Source organism: Pseudomonas solani (assembly GCF_026072635.1).
GTDB classification, from domain to species: domain Bacteria; phylum Pseudomonadota; class Gammaproteobacteria; order Pseudomonadales; family Pseudomonadaceae; genus Metapseudomonas; species Metapseudomonas solani.
Window position 1 is genome coordinate 6,212,353 of sequence record NZ_AP023081.1, and the last position, 16,594, is coordinate 6,228,946.

Annotated in this window: 14 protein-coding genes and 1 pseudogene; 8 read left to right on the forward strand and 7 right to left on the reverse strand. The window is 67.8% G+C overall.

Going from position 1 to position 16,594, the window contains the following annotated elements; genetic code table 11:
* Nucleotides 1–310 precede the first annotated feature (310 nt).
* The 3 genes from katG to PSm6_RS28135 all read right to left on the reverse strand — a co-directional run bounded on the left by katG (nt 311) and on the right by PSm6_RS28135 (nt 4,931).
* Entirely contained in the window at nt 311–2,575 is a 2,265-nt protein-coding gene (gene katG / locus PSm6_RS28125; RefSeq protein WP_021220050.1) for a catalase/peroxidase HPI, read from the reverse strand.
* A 342-nt stretch (nt 2,576–2,917) separates the two neighbouring features.
* Entirely contained in the window at nt 2,918–3,736 is an 819-nt protein-coding gene (locus tag PSm6_RS28130) for an alpha/beta fold hydrolase (protein WP_021220049.1), read from the reverse strand.
* A 283-nt stretch (nt 3,737–4,019) separates the two neighbouring features.
* On the reverse strand, nt 4,020–4,931 hold the full coding sequence (locus tag PSm6_RS28135; RefSeq protein WP_021220048.1) for an AraC family transcriptional regulator: 912 nt from the start codon (nt 4,929–4,931) through the stop codon (nt 4,020–4,022).
* Between the two features lie 113 nt (nt 4,932–5,044).
* Between PSm6_RS28135 and PSm6_RS28140 the strand changes: the two genes are divergently transcribed.
* A complete protein-coding gene (locus tag PSm6_RS28140) occupies nt 5,045–5,383 on the forward strand; it encodes a carboxymuconolactone decarboxylase family protein (RefSeq protein WP_021220047.1) in 339 nt (112 codons plus the stop codon).
* A 25-nt stretch (nt 5,384–5,408) separates the two neighbouring features.
* On the opposite strand, the gene PSm6_RS28145 is transcribed toward PSm6_RS28140, so the two are convergent.
* Nucleotides 5,409–6,326, reverse strand: coding sequence for a bestrophin family protein (locus PSm6_RS28145; protein ID WP_265168932.1), 918 nt, complete (start codon nt 6,324–6,326; stop codon nt 5,409–5,411).
* 207 nt (nt 6,327–6,533) lie between these two features.
* Here PSm6_RS28145 and PSm6_RS28150 point away from each other — a divergent pair, with 207 nt between their 5' ends.
* The 3 genes from PSm6_RS28150 to PSm6_RS28160 all read left to right on the forward strand — a co-directional run bounded on the left by PSm6_RS28150 (nt 6,534) and on the right by PSm6_RS28160 (nt 8,975).
* Nucleotides 6,534–7,196, forward strand: a complete 663-nt coding sequence (locus PSm6_RS28150) for a M24 family metallopeptidase (protein WP_265168933.1) — start codon at nt 6,534–6,536, stop codon at nt 7,194–7,196.
* Nucleotides 7,193–7,546 carry a gamma-glutamylcyclotransferase family protein gene (locus PSm6_RS28155; protein WP_265168934.1) on the forward strand — a complete coding sequence of 118 codons (354 nt, stop codon included), beginning with the start codon at nt 7,193–7,195 and terminating at the stop codon, nt 7,544–7,546. The genes PSm6_RS28150 and PSm6_RS28155 overlap by 4 nt, the downstream gene beginning before the upstream one ends.
* Before the next feature lie 388 nt (nt 7,547–7,934).
* A complete protein-coding gene (locus tag PSm6_RS28160; RefSeq protein WP_265168935.1) occupies nt 7,935–8,975 on the forward strand; it encodes a GGDEF domain-containing protein in 1,041 nt (346 codons plus the stop codon).
* 24 nt (nt 8,976–8,999) lie between these two features.
* Here PSm6_RS28160 and PSm6_RS28165 read toward each other — a convergent pair whose 3' ends face one another.
* Complete coding sequence (locus PSm6_RS28165; RefSeq protein WP_021220043.1) at nt 9,000–9,212, reverse strand: hypothetical protein; 213 nt, start codon at nt 9,210–9,212, stop codon at nt 9,000–9,002.
* Between the two features lie 184 nt (nt 9,213–9,396).
* Between PSm6_RS28165 and PSm6_RS28170 the strand changes: the two genes are divergently transcribed.
* Together PSm6_RS28170 and PSm6_RS28175 are read left to right on the forward strand one after the other, a co-directional pair.
* A complete protein-coding gene (locus PSm6_RS28170; protein ID WP_265168936.1) occupies nt 9,397–11,973 on the forward strand; it encodes a PAS domain S-box protein in 2,577 nt (858 codons plus the stop codon).
* Between the two features lie 313 nt (nt 11,974–12,286).
* On the forward strand, nt 12,287–12,784 hold the full coding sequence (locus PSm6_RS28175; RefSeq protein WP_265168937.1) for a BRO-N domain-containing protein: 498 nt from the start codon (nt 12,287–12,289) through the stop codon (nt 12,782–12,784).
* Nucleotides 12,785–13,099: 315 nt separating this feature from the next.
* On the opposite strand, the gene PSm6_RS28180 is transcribed toward PSm6_RS28175, so the two are convergent.
* Nucleotides 13,100–13,324: a PLD nuclease N-terminal domain-containing protein gene (locus tag PSm6_RS28180; protein WP_021220040.1), complete on the reverse strand. Its 225-nt coding sequence runs from the start codon at nt 13,322–13,324 to the stop codon at nt 13,100–13,102.
* A gap of 304 nt (nt 13,325–13,628) precedes the next feature.
* On the opposite strand from PSm6_RS28180, the pseudogene PSm6_RS28185 reads away from it, so the two are divergent.
* Nucleotides 13,629–13,784: pseudogene (locus tag PSm6_RS28185) on the forward strand (con-10 family general stress protein); the annotation flags it as partial.
* A 49-nt stretch (nt 13,785–13,833) separates the two neighbouring features.
* Here the strand turns inward: PSm6_RS28185 and PSm6_RS28190 are convergent.
* Nucleotides 13,834–14,979, reverse strand: coding sequence for a carboxylate-amine ligase (locus tag PSm6_RS28190; RefSeq protein ID WP_265168938.1), 1,146 nt, complete (start codon nt 14,977–14,979; stop codon nt 13,834–13,836).
* Between the two features lie 194 nt (nt 14,980–15,173).
* On the opposite strand from PSm6_RS28190, the gene PSm6_RS28195 reads away from it, so the two are divergent.
* Nucleotides 15,174–16,586, forward strand: coding sequence for an iron-containing redox enzyme family protein (locus tag PSm6_RS28195; RefSeq protein ID WP_265168939.1), 1,413 nt, complete (start codon nt 15,174–15,176; stop codon nt 16,584–16,586).
* Nucleotides 16,587–16,594: the final 8 nt, after the last annotated feature.

Here is a 16,594-nt window from a genome sequence, read left to right on the forward strand (position 1 = left end):
CGGCAGTGGGTCTTTCGCGGCTGAAGCCGCTCCCACGGGAATGCCCGCAGCGGAACCGAACACCGCACCGTTGGGCCTCGCTGCGCTCGGCGCCAACCTACGACGCAGCCTGTAGGTCGGGTGCAACCCGACACCCCCGCCCCCACCACGCGGGTTTCACCCGCCCTACGGAGCCAACCGCTGTGTAGGGTGGATGACGCTCTTTTCATCCACCAGGCGGAGTCGAATGCAGCACCGAGTGACGGGCACTCGCACCCCGAATGCACGACGCCTCCCGAAGGAGGCGCCGTGGTTCAGCCCGGGGGGTGGATCAGGCCAGGTCGAAGCGGTCGAGGTTCATCACCTTGGTCCAGGCGGCGACGAAGTCCTTGACGAACTTGTCCTTGGCATCGGCGCTGGCGTACACCTCGGCGATGGCGCGCAGTTGCGCGTGGGAGCCGAACACGAGGTCGACGCGGGTGCCGGTCCACTTCACCTGGCCGGTCCTGCGGTCGCGCCCTTCGTAGCTGGTGGCCGAGGCCGGCTTCCATTCCACGCCCATGTCCAGCAGGTGGGTGAAGAAGTCGTTGCTCAGCACCCCGGGGCGGTCGGTGAAGACGCCGTGCGTGCTCTGCCCCACGTTGGCCCCGAGCACGCGCAGGCCGCCCACCAGCACGGTCATCTCCGGTGCGGACAGGGTCAGCAGTTGCGCCTTGTCCACCAGCAGCTGCTCGGCGGAAACGCTGTAGCGCCCCTTGAGGTAGTTGCGGAAGCCGTCGGCGATGGGCTCCAGGAAGCCGAAGGATTCCACATCGGTCTGCTCCTGGGAGGCGTCCATGCGCCCCGGCGTGAAGGGCACGGTGATGCTGTGCCCGGCGCTCTTCGCCGCCTGCTCCACGCCGGCGCTGCCGGCCAGGACGATGAGGTCGGCGAGGGAGATCTTCTTGCCGCCGGCCTGGGCGCCGTTGAACTCGCCCTGGATGCTTTCGAGAATCGCCAGCACGTTCTTCAACTGCTCGGGCTGGTTGGCTTCCCAGGAGCGCTGCGGCTCCAGGCGCAGGCGCCCGCCGTTGGCACCGCCGCGCTTGTCCGAGCCACGGAAGCTGGAAGCAGCCGCCCAGGCGGTGGACACCAGCTGCGCCACCGACAGCCCCGAACCCAGCACCTTGGCCTTGAGCGCGGCGACGTCGGCATCGTCGACCAGCGGGTGGTTCACGGCGGGGATCGGGTCCTGCCACAGCAGTTCCTCGGCGGGCAGTTCCGGCCCCAGGTAGCGGGACAGCGGCCCCATGTCACGGTGGATCAGCTTGTACCAGGCGCGGGCGAAGGCGTCGGCGAGCTGGTCCGGGTTGGCCAGGAAGCGCCGCGAGATCGGCTCGTAGATCGGGTCGAAGCGCAGCGCCAGGTCGGAGGTGAGCATCGACGGCGCGCGGCGCTTGCTCGGGTCGTGGGCGTCGGGGATCTTGCCATCGCCCGCCCCGCCCTTGGGCCGCCACTGGTGGGCGCCGGCCGGGCTCTTGGTCAGTTCCCACTCGTAGCCGAAGAGGTTCTCCAGGTACTCGTTGCTCCAGCGTGCCGGGGTCGAGGTCCAGGTCACCTCCAGGCCGCTGGTGATGGTGTCGCCGCCCTTGCCGCTGCCGAAGGCGTTCTTCCAGCCCAGGCCCTGCTCTTCCAGGCCTGCCGCCTCGGGCTCGGGCCCGACGTTGTCGGCCGGGCCGGCGCCGTGGGTCTTGCCGAAGGCGTGGCCGCCGGCGATCAGCGCCACGGTTTCCTCGTCGTTCATCGCCATGCGGCCGAAGGTCTCGCGGATGTCCTTGGCCGAGGCGAGCGGGTCCGGGTTGCCTTCAGGGCCTTCCGGGTTCACGTAGATCAGGCCCATCTGCACGGCGGCCAGGGGGTTCTCCAGGTTGCGCTCGCCCTGGTTGGTGCGGCTCTCTTCCTGGGCGTGCTTCCCGGGTTCGGCCACCAGGGTGCCGTCGCCCGGCTCCTGCACCGCCTTGGTGTTGCCGTAGCGCTCGTCACCGCCGAGCCAGACGGTCTCGGTGCCCCAGTAGACGTCCTCGTCCGGCTCCCACACATCGGGACGGCCGCCGGAGAAGCCGAAGGTCTTGAAGCCCATGGATTCGAGGGCGACGTTGCCGGTGAGGACGATCAGGTCAGCCCAGGACAGGTTGCGCCCGTACTTCTGCTTGATCGGCCAGATCAGCCGGCGCGCCTTGTCCAGGCTGACGTTGTCCGGCCAGCTGTTGAGCGGGGCGAAGCGTTGCTGGCCGGTGCCGGCGCCGCCACGGCCATCGCCGGTGCGGTAGGTGCCGGCGCTGTGCCAGGCCATGCGCACGAAGAGCGGGCCGTAGTGGCCGAAGTCGGCGGGCCACCAGTCCTGGGAGTCGGTCATCAGGGCGGTCAGGTCGCGCTTGACCGCAGCGAAGTCGAGGCTCTTGAAGGCCTTGGCGTAGTCGAAGTCCGGGTCCATCGGGTCGGACAGGGAGGAATGCTGGTGGAGGATTTTCAGGTTGAGCTGGTTGGGCCACCAGTCACGGTTGCTGGTGCCACTGCCAGCGGCATGGTTGAACGGGCATTTCGATTCGGTCGACATTTTGATTCACCTCGGGTCGCGTTGGTCCATCTGCCCAACCCGCGCAGGCCGGAACACCGAGGAGCGGACCCGACGCAAGGCCGTCACGGCCACGCGGGAGCGCTGACTGGCAGGGTGTTCCAACCACGGTTGCAGCAGGACTCTGTTGTTATCCCTTCATCAGTTGGCGTCGGTCCAAGCCCAACGCCAGATCAAGACTAGCCCCCCTGCACCGGAGGTCTAATAGAGCGAGCATTGGGGGTCGATAGCCTGGCTCTGTCAGCCGCCAGCATCAGATCGGGTCCATCAGGCTCATCGGCTCCACGCCCCACTGGCGCGGAGCCGATGTTCGAAGCGGTGTAACTACTGCGCGAGGAAGGCCAGCAGGTCTTCGTTCAATTGCTCCGCGTGGGTCACGGCGAAGCCATGCGGTGCGCCGGCGTAGACCTTGAGCTCGGCACCGGGGATCAGCTCCGCCGCCAGCTTGCCGGTAGCCTCCAGCGGCACGATCTGGTCGTCGTCGCCATGGATCACCAGGGTGGGTACATCGACCTTGGCCAGGTCGCCACGGAAGTCGGTGCCGGCGAAGGCGGTCACGCAGTCGATAGTGCCCTTGAGCGACGCCAGCAAGGCGATATTCAGGGTCTGGGTGAGTACACCCAGGGAAACCTGCTGGCCGTGGTTGATGCCGTAGAACGGCGCGGCGAAGTCGGCGATGAACTGCGCGCGGTCCTGCAGCAGGCCGGCCTTGATGCCGTCGAACACCGCCTGGTCGACGCCCTGCGGGTGGTCGGCGGTCTTGCCGAAGATCGGCGTCACCGCGCCCAGCAGCGCCAGCTTGGCGACCCTGCCGGTGCCGTGGCGGCCGATGTAGCGGCTGACGTCGCCACCGCCCATGGAGAAGCCCACCAGGGTCACGTCACGCAGGTCCAGGTGCTCGATCAGCTGGGCGATGTCGTCGGCGAAGGTGTCGTAGTCGTAGCCATTCCACGGCTGGCTGGAGCGACCGAAGCCACGGCGGTCGAAGGCGATGGTGCGGTAGCCGCGGCTGCTCAGGTACTGCATCTGGTATTCCCACATGTCGGCATCCAGCGGCCAGCCATGGCTGAACAGCACGGGCTTGCCGCTGCCCCAATCCTTGTAATAGAGCTCGGTGCCATCACGGGTCAAGAACGTGGTCATGCAAACCTCCAGTTGAACGTTGTTGGGATAGGTGGTGCTGGAGCGGGCTATGCGCAACCGCTCAAGCCCGCACTATCCCCTCCTCGGATAACAGTGGGATTGCACGTGTGTGCTGCGCTCTACTCCACCCTGCGAAGGTGCACCAGACAACACCGCTGCCATACCCGTCGTGGGCGAGTTCATTCGTGATGGCGCATCCGGCCATTCCCAGCCGGGTGCCTACTGGAGGTCTTTCGCGGCTGAAGCCGCTCCCACAGGAGATACCCAGCGGCCCCAGGCCCGCTTACCCGCGCTTGCGCTGCCTGAACGCTGCGGGCGATTCGCCGAGGTGCTGGCGGAACACGCGGCTGAAGGAGGCCTGGCTCGGGTAGCCGACCTCCAGGGCGATGGCGCCGATGCTCATCGCCGTGCCCAGCAGCAACTGTTGCGCACGCTCCAGGCGCAGGCGCGTGACCAGGGCGCCGGGCGAGGTGCCGGCGAGCTGGGTGAAGCTGCGCATGAAGCTGGAGCGGGACATGTTCGCCTCGGCCGCCAGGGCCTCCACCGGCCACTCCCGCGAGAGGTCCGCCAGCAGCGCCAGCGCCGCCTTGCCCAGGCGCCGGTCGCGCAGCAGGGCGAAGATTCCCGGCAATTCATGCTGCTCCTGCAGGTAGGCGCGCATCACCAGGGTGAAGAGGATCACCGACAGTCCATCGACCATCGCCTGGTTGGCCACCTCCTCGCCCTCAGCTTCCAGGCGCATCAGTTCCACCACGGCGGCCAGCCGGCCCTGCCTGGCCTCCCCGGCCGGCACCACCAGCACATCCGGCAGCGCCTCCAGCAGGGTCGCACCCGGGCTGTAGTGGATGCGCCCGCAGAGCATCTCGAAGCCCTCCCCGCCCTGGCCGATGCGCAGCAGCGGGATGCGCCCGGGCTCTTGGTACGGGGGCGGCGGGGTGCGCACGCGTCCCGTCTGGTCTGCCTGCAACAGGTGGGAGTCGCTACGCGGCAGCAGCAGGATCTCCCCCGCGCGCAGGCGTCGGGGCGGCTGGCCGGCGAGTTCCAGGCGGCACTCTCCGCGCAGCAGGATGTGGTAGCTGGCCTGGCCCGCCGGCAGGCGTGGGTGGTCCAGGGCCCAGTTGCCGTGCAGCTGGCAGCGCAGGTCCAGCACGCCACGCAGGTTGGCCAGGTCGATCAGGTGGTCGAATGCATGCATTGGGACGTTTCGGCAAAGGGATGGGCAGGAATGCAAAACGCCGGGAGCGCGCCAGCGGGACACTCTCCTCACCGGCCGATCACCGGCCCCGTGCAAAGCTAGGAGAAGCCATCATGCTGTTCAACTGGTCCGACTACGTTCCCGCCGTTAAAAAAGCCTTCGGCAAGCTCGGCAAGTCCCACCCCAAGATGCTCGCCGCCTACCAGGCCCTGGGTGCTGCCGCCAGCGATGGCGACGCGCTCGACGCCAAGACTCGCGAACTGATCGCCATGGCCGTGGCCATCACCACCCGCTGCGACGGCTGCATCGGCGTGCATGCCGAGGCCGCGCGCAAGGCCGGCGCCACCGAGGCCGAACTGGCCCAGGCCCTGGCCACCGCCATCTCGCTCAACGCCGGCGCAGCCTACATCTACTCGCTGCGCGCCCTGGAGGCCTTCGAGCAGACGGCCTGAAACCGCTAGCTGAACGACGCCGGAGTCAGAGCAGCACGCCCTTGATCGGCTGCTCCGGCTCGGGCGCCGGCTCGTCCAGCAGCTCCAGCACCGTGATCTCGATGTTGCGGCACATGGCGTTCAGCGGCAGGTCGTTAGGCTGGGTGTCGAAGGGGTCGGATATCTGGTCGCCCAGGGCGTCCAGGCCGAAGAAGGTGTACGCCAGCACGCAGACCGCGAAGGGCGTGAACCAGCCGATGCTGTCCACCAGGCAGAACGGCAGCAGGAAGCAGTACACGTGGACGATGCGGTGCAGCATGAGGATGTAGGGATAGGGAATGGGCGTGTTCTTGATGCGCTCGCAACCGCCTAGCACGTACGACAGCCGCGAGAGCTGCTCGTCGAGGGTGGCCTGGACCATCTCCCCCGCCCCCGCCTCGCGGCTCGCCGCCATCACCCGCTGACCGATCAGGCCCAGCAGCGCGCTGGGCACGTTGCCCTTGCCGGCCAGTTGCGCGCGGGTGGGCTCGTCCAGCAGGCGCTGCACGTCCGCACCGTCGCCACCGCCACGCAGGTGGTCGCGCAACGCATGGCTGAAGGCGGCCAGCGCATCCACCAGCCGGCGGCGCTCGGTTGGCGCCATGGCCGGGGTCAGGCTCAGCAGCTGGCGGGTCAGGTTGCGGGTGACGATCAGCAGCTCGCCCCACAGCGTGCGCGCCTCCCAGAAGCGCTGGTAGGCCACGGTGTTCCTGAAGCCGAGGAAGATCGCCAGGGTCAGCCCCCAGAGGGTGAAGGGCGTGGCGGTGAGGATCACCTTGTAGTGATAGAGCGTGCCGTGGGTGGCCACCACCACCGAGCTGATCAGCACGGTGAACAGCACCTTGCGCCAGATGGCCGGGATGATCGACCCCTTGAGGGAGAACAGCAGGACCGGGATCGAAGGATTCTGGGGGCGCGTGATCATCGGATAGGGCTCGGCAGGTACGGCGGGGATGGCGCAACTATAGAGCCTGGCGACCCCGTTTGGCCTGCGACGCACAGCAGCACCCGAGGTGCGGGCAAGGCAAAGTGTACCGCTCCGGCCGTTCGCAACTGAGCATTGATCGGCATCGCTGTATAAAATTTAATACTGCGCTTCGGTACCGTGCCGATACAGCCTTGGAGGGCAAGAATGACTGCATCAGCAGCGAAGGAAGCCGTGGGCGAGCTCTACAGCCTGGACGCCATGAAGTACGCGCAGAGCATGACCTGGCGCGCCATCGAACAGCTCTCGGAGCTGATTCGCCCCGGCATGCTGGAATCCGAGGCCACCGCCCTCGGCAAGCAGGTGCTCACCGAGCTGGGCATGCAGCGCATCTGGCACCCGCTGCTGATCCGCTTCGGCGCCAACACCCTGAAGACCTTCAAGCAGCGCTCCGACGGCGACCCGCGGCTCGGCGAGCACGACATCTACTTCATCGACCTGGGCGCGGTGTGGGGCGGCCATGAAGGCGACGCCGGCGCCACCTTCACCACCGGCAATGACCCCGAGATGCTGGCCTGCGCCGCCGCCTGCAAGACCCTCTTCGACCAGGTCGAGCGCTACTGGCGCGAAGAACAGGTGGCCGGCCAGGAGCTGTACCGCTACGCCGCCGAACAGGCCGAAGCCATGGGCTGGGTGCTCAACCTCGACATCAAGGGCCACCGCGTCAGCGACTTCCCCCACGCCATCTACCGCGCCGGCGACCTGGGCGATTTCGCCGCTTGCCCCAACGTCGGCCTGTGGATCCTGGAAATCCAGCTGGCCCACCCGCAGCGGCCCTTCGGTGCGTTCTACGAGGACCTGTTGGCATGACCGACCACACCGACGCCACCGAGCAGCTGTTCTCCTACGGCACCCTGCAGGACAAGGCCGTGCAGCTGGCCAACTTCAGCCGCGAGCTGCAAGGCCGGGCCGACGCCATGCCCGGCTACCGCCAGGACTGGGTGGAGATCACCGACCCGGAGGTGCTGCGCACCAGCGGCAAGACCCACCACCCCATCGTCCAGCCCAGCGACGACCCCGCCAGCGAGGTCGCGGGCACCGTGTTCCTCATCACCGCCCGGGAACTGGCGGCAGCCGATGAATACGAGGTCGACGACTACAAGCGCGTGCAGGTGACCCTCAAGTCCGGCACAGCGGCCTGGGTGTATGTGAAGGCCTGAGGCACGGCGGGGCCCAACATCGCTACGTTGGGCCTCGCTGCGCTCGGCGCCAACCTACGGCACCCTGCCCAACCCGCACCACGGCGCCGACCGGTGTGTAGGGTGGATGGCGCTCTTTTCATCCACCAGGCGACCTTGCAGCCCGCACGCATGCCCGCGGTTGTAGGTCGGGTGCAACCCAACGGGGCCGTATGCAACGCCACGCGGGTTGCACCCGCCCTACGGGCAGCCACCGGCAGAGTGCGGGCGCGGGCGTTGGTCGACACCAAGCGAAGCCGCTGGAAAAGTCGACTAATCTGCATATTCGAAGACCGCGGCATTACGGAGCTACTCACCGGGAAGGAGGTTGAGCAACAATTCTCGCTGTCATGCGCCAGTGAAGTTCAGCATGGAAAACCTACTGTCTCTGCTTTCTGAAACCGTTCCCGACGCCAAGACGGTCGAGCAACTCACTCGTCCGTTGCTGACTCTGCTCAGCAAGGTCACCGGGATGGAATCCACCTACCTCACCACCATCGACCTCGATGCCGGCGTCCAGCGGGTGGAGTTCGCCCGCAACGCGGGGGATATGGAGATTCCCGAAGGGCTCGCCGTGCCCTGGGGAGACACCCTGTGCAAACGCGCGCTCGATGAGAACCGCCTGTATTCGGACGATGTCTCCGAATGCTGGGGGGACTCCGAGGCGGCCAAGGCGCTGGGCATCCGCACCTATGTCAGTGCTCCGCTGCGGGCCCGCGACGGTCGGCTGCTGGGCACCGTGTGTGCGGCCAGCGCCAGCCAGATGGCGCGCGCGCCGGAAGTGGAACCGACACTGTTGCTGATGTCCGGCCTGCTGAGCTTTTCCCTGGAGCGGGAAATCCTCGTGGAGCAGTTGCAAAGCACCAATGCGGAGCTGGCCCGGCTGGCCCTGACCGATGCGCTGACGGGGCTCTACAACCGCCGCGCCATCCTCGCGGAGATTCCGCGCCTGCTGGCCCTGGCCCGGCGCGAGGAGCGCTACTTGCTGGTGGGGGTGGTGGACCTCGATGGCTTCAAGGCCATCAACGACGAACACGGCCACCAGTCCGGGGACCTGTTCCTCACCCAGGTGGCCACCAACCTGCAGAACGGCCTACGCACCAGCGACATGCTCGGCCGCACCGGTGGGGACGAGTTCATCGTCGTGGCCCTGGGCCCGCGTGGCGAGCAACAGGACCTGGCCAGCGAAATGAGCCGTGCCGCCACGCACCTGCAACAGCGTCTGGCCAGTGCCACCGTCGGGCACTACACCTTGAGTGGCGAGAGCAGCATCGACTACTGCGGTGCCAGCGCCGGCGTGGTGGCCCTGCTGCCCGAGGGCGTCGACGCGGAGGAAGCGATCAAGCGCGCCGACCGCGAGATGTACCGCATCAAACAGGAACGCAAGCGCAACGCTGCCATCCTGCACTGAGCCCGGGCGCCCGTCGGTGGGCGCTCAGATCTTCGGGCCGATATGCCGGCGCAGCACCGCCAGTTCGATGAACTCCGGCGCCTGCACGGCATTGGCGCTCAGCCCGGTGGCAGCTTCGCGCTTGGCCGCGCGAACCAGCTGTTCGCGGTCCAGCCCCGCGTCCACGGCGGCAGCCAGCACGGCCTCCAGGGCCACCCAGAGGGCGTCGTTCACGGCGGTGTGGCGAATGTCTTCCATCGGTCTCGTCCTTCTGCAAGAGAGGGAAAGGGTAGACCAGTCGGGCAACCCCGCTCCCCCGCCTTGCCGCCGGCCGTCGCGGCTGCTTTTCTTCTCACGCTTCAGGCGCAGATGGACTGAACGCCTGGCCGACTTCGCCGCTCATAGTTGTTGACCAGCCCACGCGCGGAACCTGACCCACGACATGGAATCGCCTCAAGACACCCCCCGCGAGAATGCCCTGCCGGCCACCCCCGGCTTCCTGCGCAACGGCGGCGACATCGCTGCGCTGCTGCGACACGGCCACTGCAAGGATTCACCGCTCGGCCCGCCCGAAGACTGGACCCCGGCGCTGAAGACGCTGATGGCCATGGTGCTGCCGGCCAAGGCGCAGATCGTGCTGTTCTGGGGCCCTGACTACGTGGCGCTGTACAACGACGCCTACGCGCCAAGCATCGGCACCAAGCACCCACGGGCCCTGGGCCGCCCGGCGCAGGAAAACTGGAGCGAGCTCTGGGACGACCTCGAACCCCTGTTGCGCGGCGTGCGGGAGACCGGCGAGACCTTTCACGCCAAGGACCGCCCCTTCTACATCGAGCGCCACTGCCACGGCGAGACCGTGTACTTCGACGTCTCCTACTCGGCGATGCGCGAGGAGGATGGCGCGGTGGGCGGCGTGCTGTGCATCGTCAACGAGACCACCGAACGGGTGCGCTTCGAGCACCGCCAGGCCTTCCTCCTCGAACTGGGCCGCATCCTGCCCTCGATCACCGATCCCGAGCGCATCGCCACCCTCACCGCACGCCGCCTCGGCGAGGAACTGGGCGCGGCGCGGGTGCTGTTCGGCGAGGACAACGGCGACGGGCAGACCTTCAGCGTGCGCCATGAATACCTGCGCGACGCCTGCTCCGCCGCCGGCCACCACCGCTACCGCAATTTCGGCGCCAACCTGCTGGCCTCGCTGCAGGCGGGCGAAAGCGTCGCGCGCGACGACCTCCACCAGGACTCCGGCCTGGGCCCCGGCGAAAGGGCACTGGCCCACGAGCTTGGCCTGGCCGCCACGCTGCACGTACCGGTGCTGCGCCATGAGCAGTTGGAGGCGATGCTGGTCATCCACCACGCGCACCCCCACGTGTTTTCCGAACAGGAACGCCGGCTGGTGGAAGAAACCGCCAAGCTGGCCTGGATGCTGATCAGCCACGCCCGTGCCGAGCGCGCCCTGCACGCCAGCTCGGCGCAGATATCGGCCATGTTCGACCAGGCCAGCGCCGGCATTGCCGTGTACGACCGCACCTGGCACTTCACCCTGGTCAACGACCGCTATTGCCAGATCGTCGGCCGGCCGCGCGAAGCCCTGCTCGGCCTGAGCCTGCAGGAAATCGCCCACCCGGAAAGCCCCTCCGCGCACCTGCACCTGCACCCCCTCGACGCCGACTCGCCCTTCGAGATGACCGAGCGCTACACCCGCCCCGACGGCGAACCGGCCTGGGTGCACAGCCAGATCACCCCCCTGGTGGATGAGCAGGGCAGCGTCAACAGCATGCTCTGCGTGTGCATGGACATCAGCTCGCGCATCCAGGCCGAGGCGCAGCTGCGGGAGCTGAACGAGGGCCTGGAGGCCCGCGTCACGGCCATGGTCGCGCAGCGCGAAACGGCGCTGGCGCAACTGCACGAAGCCCGCAAGATGGAAACCATCGGCCAGCTCACGGGCGGCATCGCCCACGACTTCAACAACCTGCTGACACCGATCATGGCCTCGCTGGAACTGGTGCGCCGGCGCGTGGATGACGAGCGCAGCCGCACCCTCATCGACAGCGCCCTGCAGGCCTCCGACCGCGCGCGGGTGCTGGTGGCCCGGCTGCTGACCTTCGCCCGCCGGCAGACGCTCAACCCCCGGGCGGTGGCCCTGAGCGTGCTGGTCAACGACATGCGCGAACTCATCGAGCGCTCGCTGGGGCCGATGATAGACGTCGAGGTGAACATCCCCGGCCGCCTGCCGGCCGTGGTGGTCGACCCGCACCAGCTCGAACTGGCCATCCTCAACCTCGCGGTCAACGCCCGCGACGCCATGGAGGGCCGTGGCCAGCTGACCCTCGCCGCAGCGCTGGACACCGTGCCCGCCGGCCGGGTGCCGGGCCTCGCCGAGGGCCGCTACGTCAGCCTGAGCGTCAGCGATACCGGCAGCGGCATGGACGAAGTCACCCTCGACCGCTGCCTGGAGCCCTTCTTCACCACCAAGGGCGTGGGCAAGGGCACTGGGCTCGGCCTGTCGATGGTGCAGGGGCTGGCCGCGCAATCCGGTGGCGGTATCACGATCGGCTCCGAAGCCGGCAAGGGCACCCGGGTGACCTTGTGGCTGCCCATCAGCGCCGAACAGGGCAGCCACGAGACGCCCCTCGCCGACGCCGCGCCAGCGCCACAGAAACCCACCCACGTGCTGCTGGTGGACGACGAGGAGATGGTCCGCCAGACCGTCGCCCTGCAACTGCAGGACCTGGGCTACCAGGTGACCGAAGCGAGTTCGGCCAGCGCCGCGTTGCGCATCATCGAGAAGGGCCCGCTGCCAGACGTGCTGGTCACCGACCACATCATGGTCGACCAGACCGGCGCCCAGCTCGTCGAGGAATTGCGCCAGCGCAAGATCGCCATGCCGGCACTGATCATCACCGGCTTCGCCACCCTCACTGCGGCGCAGCTCCAAGGCACCGAGGTGCTGAGCAAACCCTTCCGCCGCGCGGAACTGGCCGAGCGCCTCGCCCGGCTGGTGGAGGCGGCCGGCTGAGCCCGGCCCCTTGCCCTCCTCCGCTTCGCTCCCTATCCTGCGCCGGTCGCGGTCAATCCCGCGGCCGGGTTTGACGACCCGAACATACTGGCGCGAATGCGTAGCCAAGGCGCATGCGAAAAACGGCGGACGTTTTTTGCAGGCATCGGCGCGCATGCAGTTTTTAGCTGCTCTGCTCTATGGCAGATCGCGCAGGGAGACCCTCGCGGGTCTGCCGGTTTCCAGTATGCCGGTTCGTCAACCCTGCGCGGTCTGCCACCCTAATGTTTGACGACGTTGGTGGCAGTCTTCCAATTCATACTGGAGCTCCACCATGCATGACGCATCCACCCCCATCGTTTTCCAACGCCACAACCACCAGCTGCGCACCGTGATGGTCGACAACCAGCCCTGGTTCGTCGCCCACGATTTCGCCCGCCTGATCGGCGCCCTGCGCCCCTACTGCATGACCCGCCTGGTGGACCCGCACCAGCGCCGTGTCGTGGTGCTGCGCCACGCCAGCGGTGGCCGCGAGGAGGTGCTGGCCATCAGCGAGGCCGGTGCCTATCGCCTGCTGTACCGCTTCAACCACCCCGAGCATCGCGGCATCAGCCGCTGGCTCAGCGAAGAGGTGGTGCCCACCCTGTACGACCAGCACCGCGACGACGAGGCCACGCCACGGCGGGCCTACATGGTGTGGGCCGAACACCCGGTGAACGCCTTGAAGTGGCAGGGCGAACTGTGGATCGCCCGGGGCGACCTACCGGTGTTCCTCGCCGCCCACGATGACCCCGCCCTGAGCGATGAACCGAGCTGGAAGCGCCTGCGCTGACGGCAGGGGCGCACCCAGGCTATGCCTGTAGGTGGGAGAAAAATGGCTCTGTCTGCGTTCGCTGTTGTGAATTCAATGAAAAGGCTCAAGAACAGTGCTTGAAGCGTCTTTCTGGATTCCTGGAACGCCCACCCATGGGTTTCGCTTCGCTCTACACCATCCTACGAACGCTGCCAGCCGCGGCGCATACCGGTGGTGATGCGCACATCCAGGCATAGCCAAAAAAAATCCACCTGGGCCAAGTGAAAACCCGGGTGGATGAAGAGGTGAAGGTCACACCTTTAGTGGGAGGGCGGGCCGCTCGATAGGTTCAGGCTACTTGCTGTGCTCCGGCGACGACGGCCCCTCCACCACGCCCCGTGGCCCGGCGATGCCCCAGTAGACCAGGCCGAGTATGGGGAACAGCGAGATGCCCAGGGCCCAGAGCGCCTTGGTGCCCACGGTCTTGTCGCTGCGGAAGACGCTGATGATGGCCCAGATATCGAGCAGGATCAGGATCGCCGCCATGGCGATCCAGAAATAGGAAAAGGGTGCGGACATGGTCGTCTCCTCCAGTGCTGGCGATGACGGGGAGCCGCCGCGCACAGCGCTCCCCCTTGCAACATTGGAAGAGCCTGCCAACCCACAGGTTCAGGGAATCGGGCCCTGAAAAGCCGCCAGGGCAGGTCTTGGCCACCGCGCGAACATCACCGCGCCATCGCCGAGTCATCATGAAAACCGTTTGTCGATCAATCGCTTAGCGAAGCGCGAGGCGAGGCGAACAATTGCGCCGGGCGCCGTTCAGAGTTCAGGTAGGGCCAATCCCGGCCTGCCTGAAAGGAGCACCACCATGAGCAACAAGAACCCCGGCAACTTCAGCAACGACCGTGAAAAAGCCTCCGAAGCCGGCCGCAAGGGTGGCCAGAGCAGCGGCGGCAACAACTTCGCCAATGACCGCGAGAAAGCCTCCGAAGCGGGCCGCAAAGGCGGCCAGAGCAGCGGTGGCAACCGTAACGCGTAAGTCGTAGTACGCAGCCCGGGCTTCGCTCAGGCGAAGCCGGGGCTGGACCTCAAACCGCCTCGCCGCCTTCGAGGCCCATCTGCCGCCGCAACGCATCCACCAGGTCCACCAGGGCCTGCCGTCCGCTCCGCCCCTCGCCTCTCCTGCGCTGATAGAACCCGAGCTGGAACTCCGCCGCGCTGCCCGCCTCGGCCAACCATCGCGCCCGGCTCAGCGCCGCCTCGTCGCCCACGGCCCGCGCCTGTTCGCCGACCGGCCCGAGCACCGACTCCAGCCAGTCCCCGAAACCGGTGACGACACGCGTGTGCGGGTCGACGAAGCGCCCGTGGCGACCATGGCGCATGGCCTGCCAATGGTTCTCACGGGTGATCAGGCGCGTCAGCGGGTCGCTCACCCAATGGGGCTCGTCGCCCTGGGAGGCGACCGCCACCATGGCACGGAACAGCCCGGCGATGCACAGCACATCATCGAGCCGCGGGCAGGCATCGGCGATGCGCAGCTCCAGCGTGGGGAAGCGCGCGGAAGGCCGCAGCGCCCACCAGACATCGGCCTCGGTGCGGATCAGCCCGGAGCCCAGGAGTAACCGCCGGTAATCGTCATAGGCCGCCTCGTCGGTGAAGTGATCGGGTATGCCCATGCGCGGCCATTCCCCGCAGGCCGCCTGGCGATAGCTCAGCAACCCGGATGGGCGCCCTTCCCAGAACGGCGAGGAGGCGCTGAGCACCAGCAGCAATGGCAGCCAGGGCGTGACCCGGTTCATCACCCGGATGCGGTCCAGCCCCTCGGCGATGCCCACGTGCACGTGCAGGCCGGACAGCACGCTGCGCCTGGCCACCAGTTGATGATCGTCGAACAGCTGCTGGTAACGGGCCGGCGCGCTGCTCCTCTGCTGGCGCCAGCCGCCCAGGGGATGGGTGCCCACCGCGAGGATGCCCAGCCCGTGCGGGCGCCCCAGCGTGTCGAGCGTGGCGCGTACGCCGGCCACGCAGTCGCGGGCGTCGTCCAGGCGGTACAGCACCGGTGTGGCGATCTCGATCTGGGTGGTGAACATCTCGGTCGCCAGCCGCTCGCCCAGCGCTTGCCGGCAGGCGTCGACGTAGCGTTGCACCGAGCGCCGGGCCAGCCCGCGCGTCGCGAGGTCGGTGATGAAGTACTCCTCTTCTATCCCGAAGCCACCCGGCGAATCGGTTGCCATCAGCATTCTCCTTCAGTGATGCATCCCAAGAGGACGCCCGTCGCCCCCGCCCGGTTCCAGTCGTTTCGCCTGGCGAAATAAGTCGGAATCTTTTCCGGCCTGGCCCCCTCACAACCAAGAGGTGCAAAAGCGCCCGTACGAGAGCAGCGAAGCGCCCGCTTCGCGAGGTCCTGCCCGTTCCGGAGAAACTGCCGATGTCCGTTCTCAGCCCAGTCGATACCACCCAGGCCGATGTGCCCCTGGCCATGGCCCCGCTCGGCCCCGCCCAGCGCCTGTATCAGGAGCTGCTGCAACAGCCCGCGGAGAACCTGGACGATGCGCGGGCCTTCCTTCACGAACAACTGCGGCAGGCCGCCGCGCTGCCTTGCGACCTGCCGGGCGAGCCCGCCGACCTGGCGGCCTGGTCCCGCCGCAACGCCGCCCAGGTCACCCACCAATACGCGGCTTACCTGGAAGAGCGCCGCAACGGTGCGGGCCGCCGCTACTTCGCCGACCGCGCCCATGCGCTGTACTTCCTCCGTGGCGTAGCGCCCACCAAGCTGGTGGATGGCGCCTGGCTCCACGGCACCCTGCGCCACTGGCGCGACACCCGTTTCACCCCGCTGGTGCGCACCTTTCTCGAGGAGCTGGGCGATGGCGTGGCCGCGCAGAACCATGTGCTGCTGTACCGCCGCCTGCTCGCCAGCCACGGCTGCGACGACCTCACCGGGCTGGACGATGCGCACTACCTGCAGGGCGCCACCCAGCTCGCGCTCGGCGCCCTGGCCGAGGAGTTCCTGCCGGAGGTCATCGGCTACAACCTGGGCTACGAACAGCTGCCGCTGCACCTGCTGATCAGTGCCTTCGAGCTCGACGAGCTGGACATCGACCCGTACTACTTCCAGCTCCACGTGACCATCGACAACAGCGCCACCGGCCATGCGCACAGGGCCGTGCAGGCGGTGCTGGACAACCACCCGCTGGTGGCCGACGCCGAGGACTTCTACCGCCGCGTCAGCCTCGGCTATCGCCTCAACGACCTGGGCCTGGGCTCCCGCGCGGTGATCGCCGACTTCGACCTGGAGCGCGAGCTGCTGGAGATGTTCGAGCGCAAGCGCGGCGTCGCCGGGCAGGTGCACTCCGACTACTGCCGCATCGAAGGGCGCACCGTCAACCAGTGGCTCGGCGCCGACGAAGGCATCGCCAGCTTCCTCTCGGCGCTGCAACGCCGGGGCTGGATACGCCGCCACCACGACCCCGCCGAGAGCCGCTTCTGGCAACTGGTGCAGGGTGAGCGCGCGGCGATGTTCGGCGTGTTCTCGCTCTACGAGCAGCAACTGCTGCATGACTGGATCGCCGGCACCTGGGAGCGCCCCGGCACGGGCGCGCTGTCCCGCAACGGCGTGTTCCGCAGCCGCCACCGGCAGCCGCACATGCCCTCCCAGGAGCGCCAGCGCCCCTCGCTGCAACCCCGGGAAAACCCCGAGCAGCGCCAACTGCTGGACGAGCTGCAGCGGCTTGACGAAGCCCGTTACGAAGCGCGGCTGATCGAGCTGCAGGGCCCCGCCACCCACTGGACGCCGGCCGGGCTGCTCGCCACCCGGCTGTTCTCCGAACTGACCCGCTGAGGAGCGCA

Coding starts and splice junctions, on each gene's coding strand:
- PSm6_RS28140 (WP_021220047.1), top strand. CDS start 5,045: ATGCTGTTCAACTGGTCCGACTACGTTCCCGCCGTTAAAAAAGCCTTC.
- PSm6_RS28135 (WP_021220048.1), bottom strand. CDS start 4,931: ATGCATGCATTCGACCACCTGATCGACCTGGCCAACCTGCGTGGCGTG.
- PSm6_RS28130 (WP_021220049.1), bottom strand. CDS start 3,736: ATGACCACGTTCTTGACCCGTGATGGCACCGAGCTCTATTACAAGGAT.
- PSm6_RS28195 (WP_265168939.1), top strand. CDS start 15,174: ATGTCCGTTCTCAGCCCAGTCGATACCACCCAGGCCGATGTGCCCCTG.
- PSm6_RS28165 (WP_021220043.1), bottom strand. CDS start 9,212: ATGGAAGACATTCGCCACACCGCCGTGAACGACGCCCTCTGGGTGGCC.
- PSm6_RS28190 (WP_265168938.1), bottom strand. CDS start 14,979: ATGGCAACCGATTCGCCGGGTGGCTTCGGGATAGAAGAGGAGTACTTC.
- PSm6_RS28160 (WP_265168935.1), top strand. CDS start 7,935: ATGGAAAACCTACTGTCTCTGCTTTCTGAAACCGTTCCCGACGCCAAG.
- PSm6_RS28180 (WP_021220040.1), bottom strand. CDS start 13,324: ATGTCCGCACCCTTTTCCTATTTCTGGATCGCCATGGCGGCGATCCTG.
- PSm6_RS28145 (WP_265168932.1), bottom strand. CDS start 6,326: ATGATCACGCGCCCCCAGAATCCTTCGATCCCGGTCCTGCTGTTCTCC.
- PSm6_RS28150 (WP_265168933.1), top strand. CDS start 6,534: ATGACTGCATCAGCAGCGAAGGAAGCCGTGGGCGAGCTCTACAGCCTG.
- PSm6_RS28155 (WP_265168934.1), top strand. CDS start 7,193: ATGACCGACCACACCGACGCCACCGAGCAGCTGTTCTCCTACGGCACC.
- PSm6_RS28170 (WP_265168936.1), top strand. CDS start 9,397: ATGGAATCGCCTCAAGACACCCCCCGCGAGAATGCCCTGCCGGCCACC.
- PSm6_RS28175 (WP_265168937.1), top strand. CDS start 12,287: ATGCATGACGCATCCACCCCCATCGTTTTCCAACGCCACAACCACCAG.
- katG (WP_021220050.1), bottom strand. CDS start 2,575: ATGTCGACCGAATCGAAATGCCCGTTCAACCATGCCGCTGGCAGTGGC.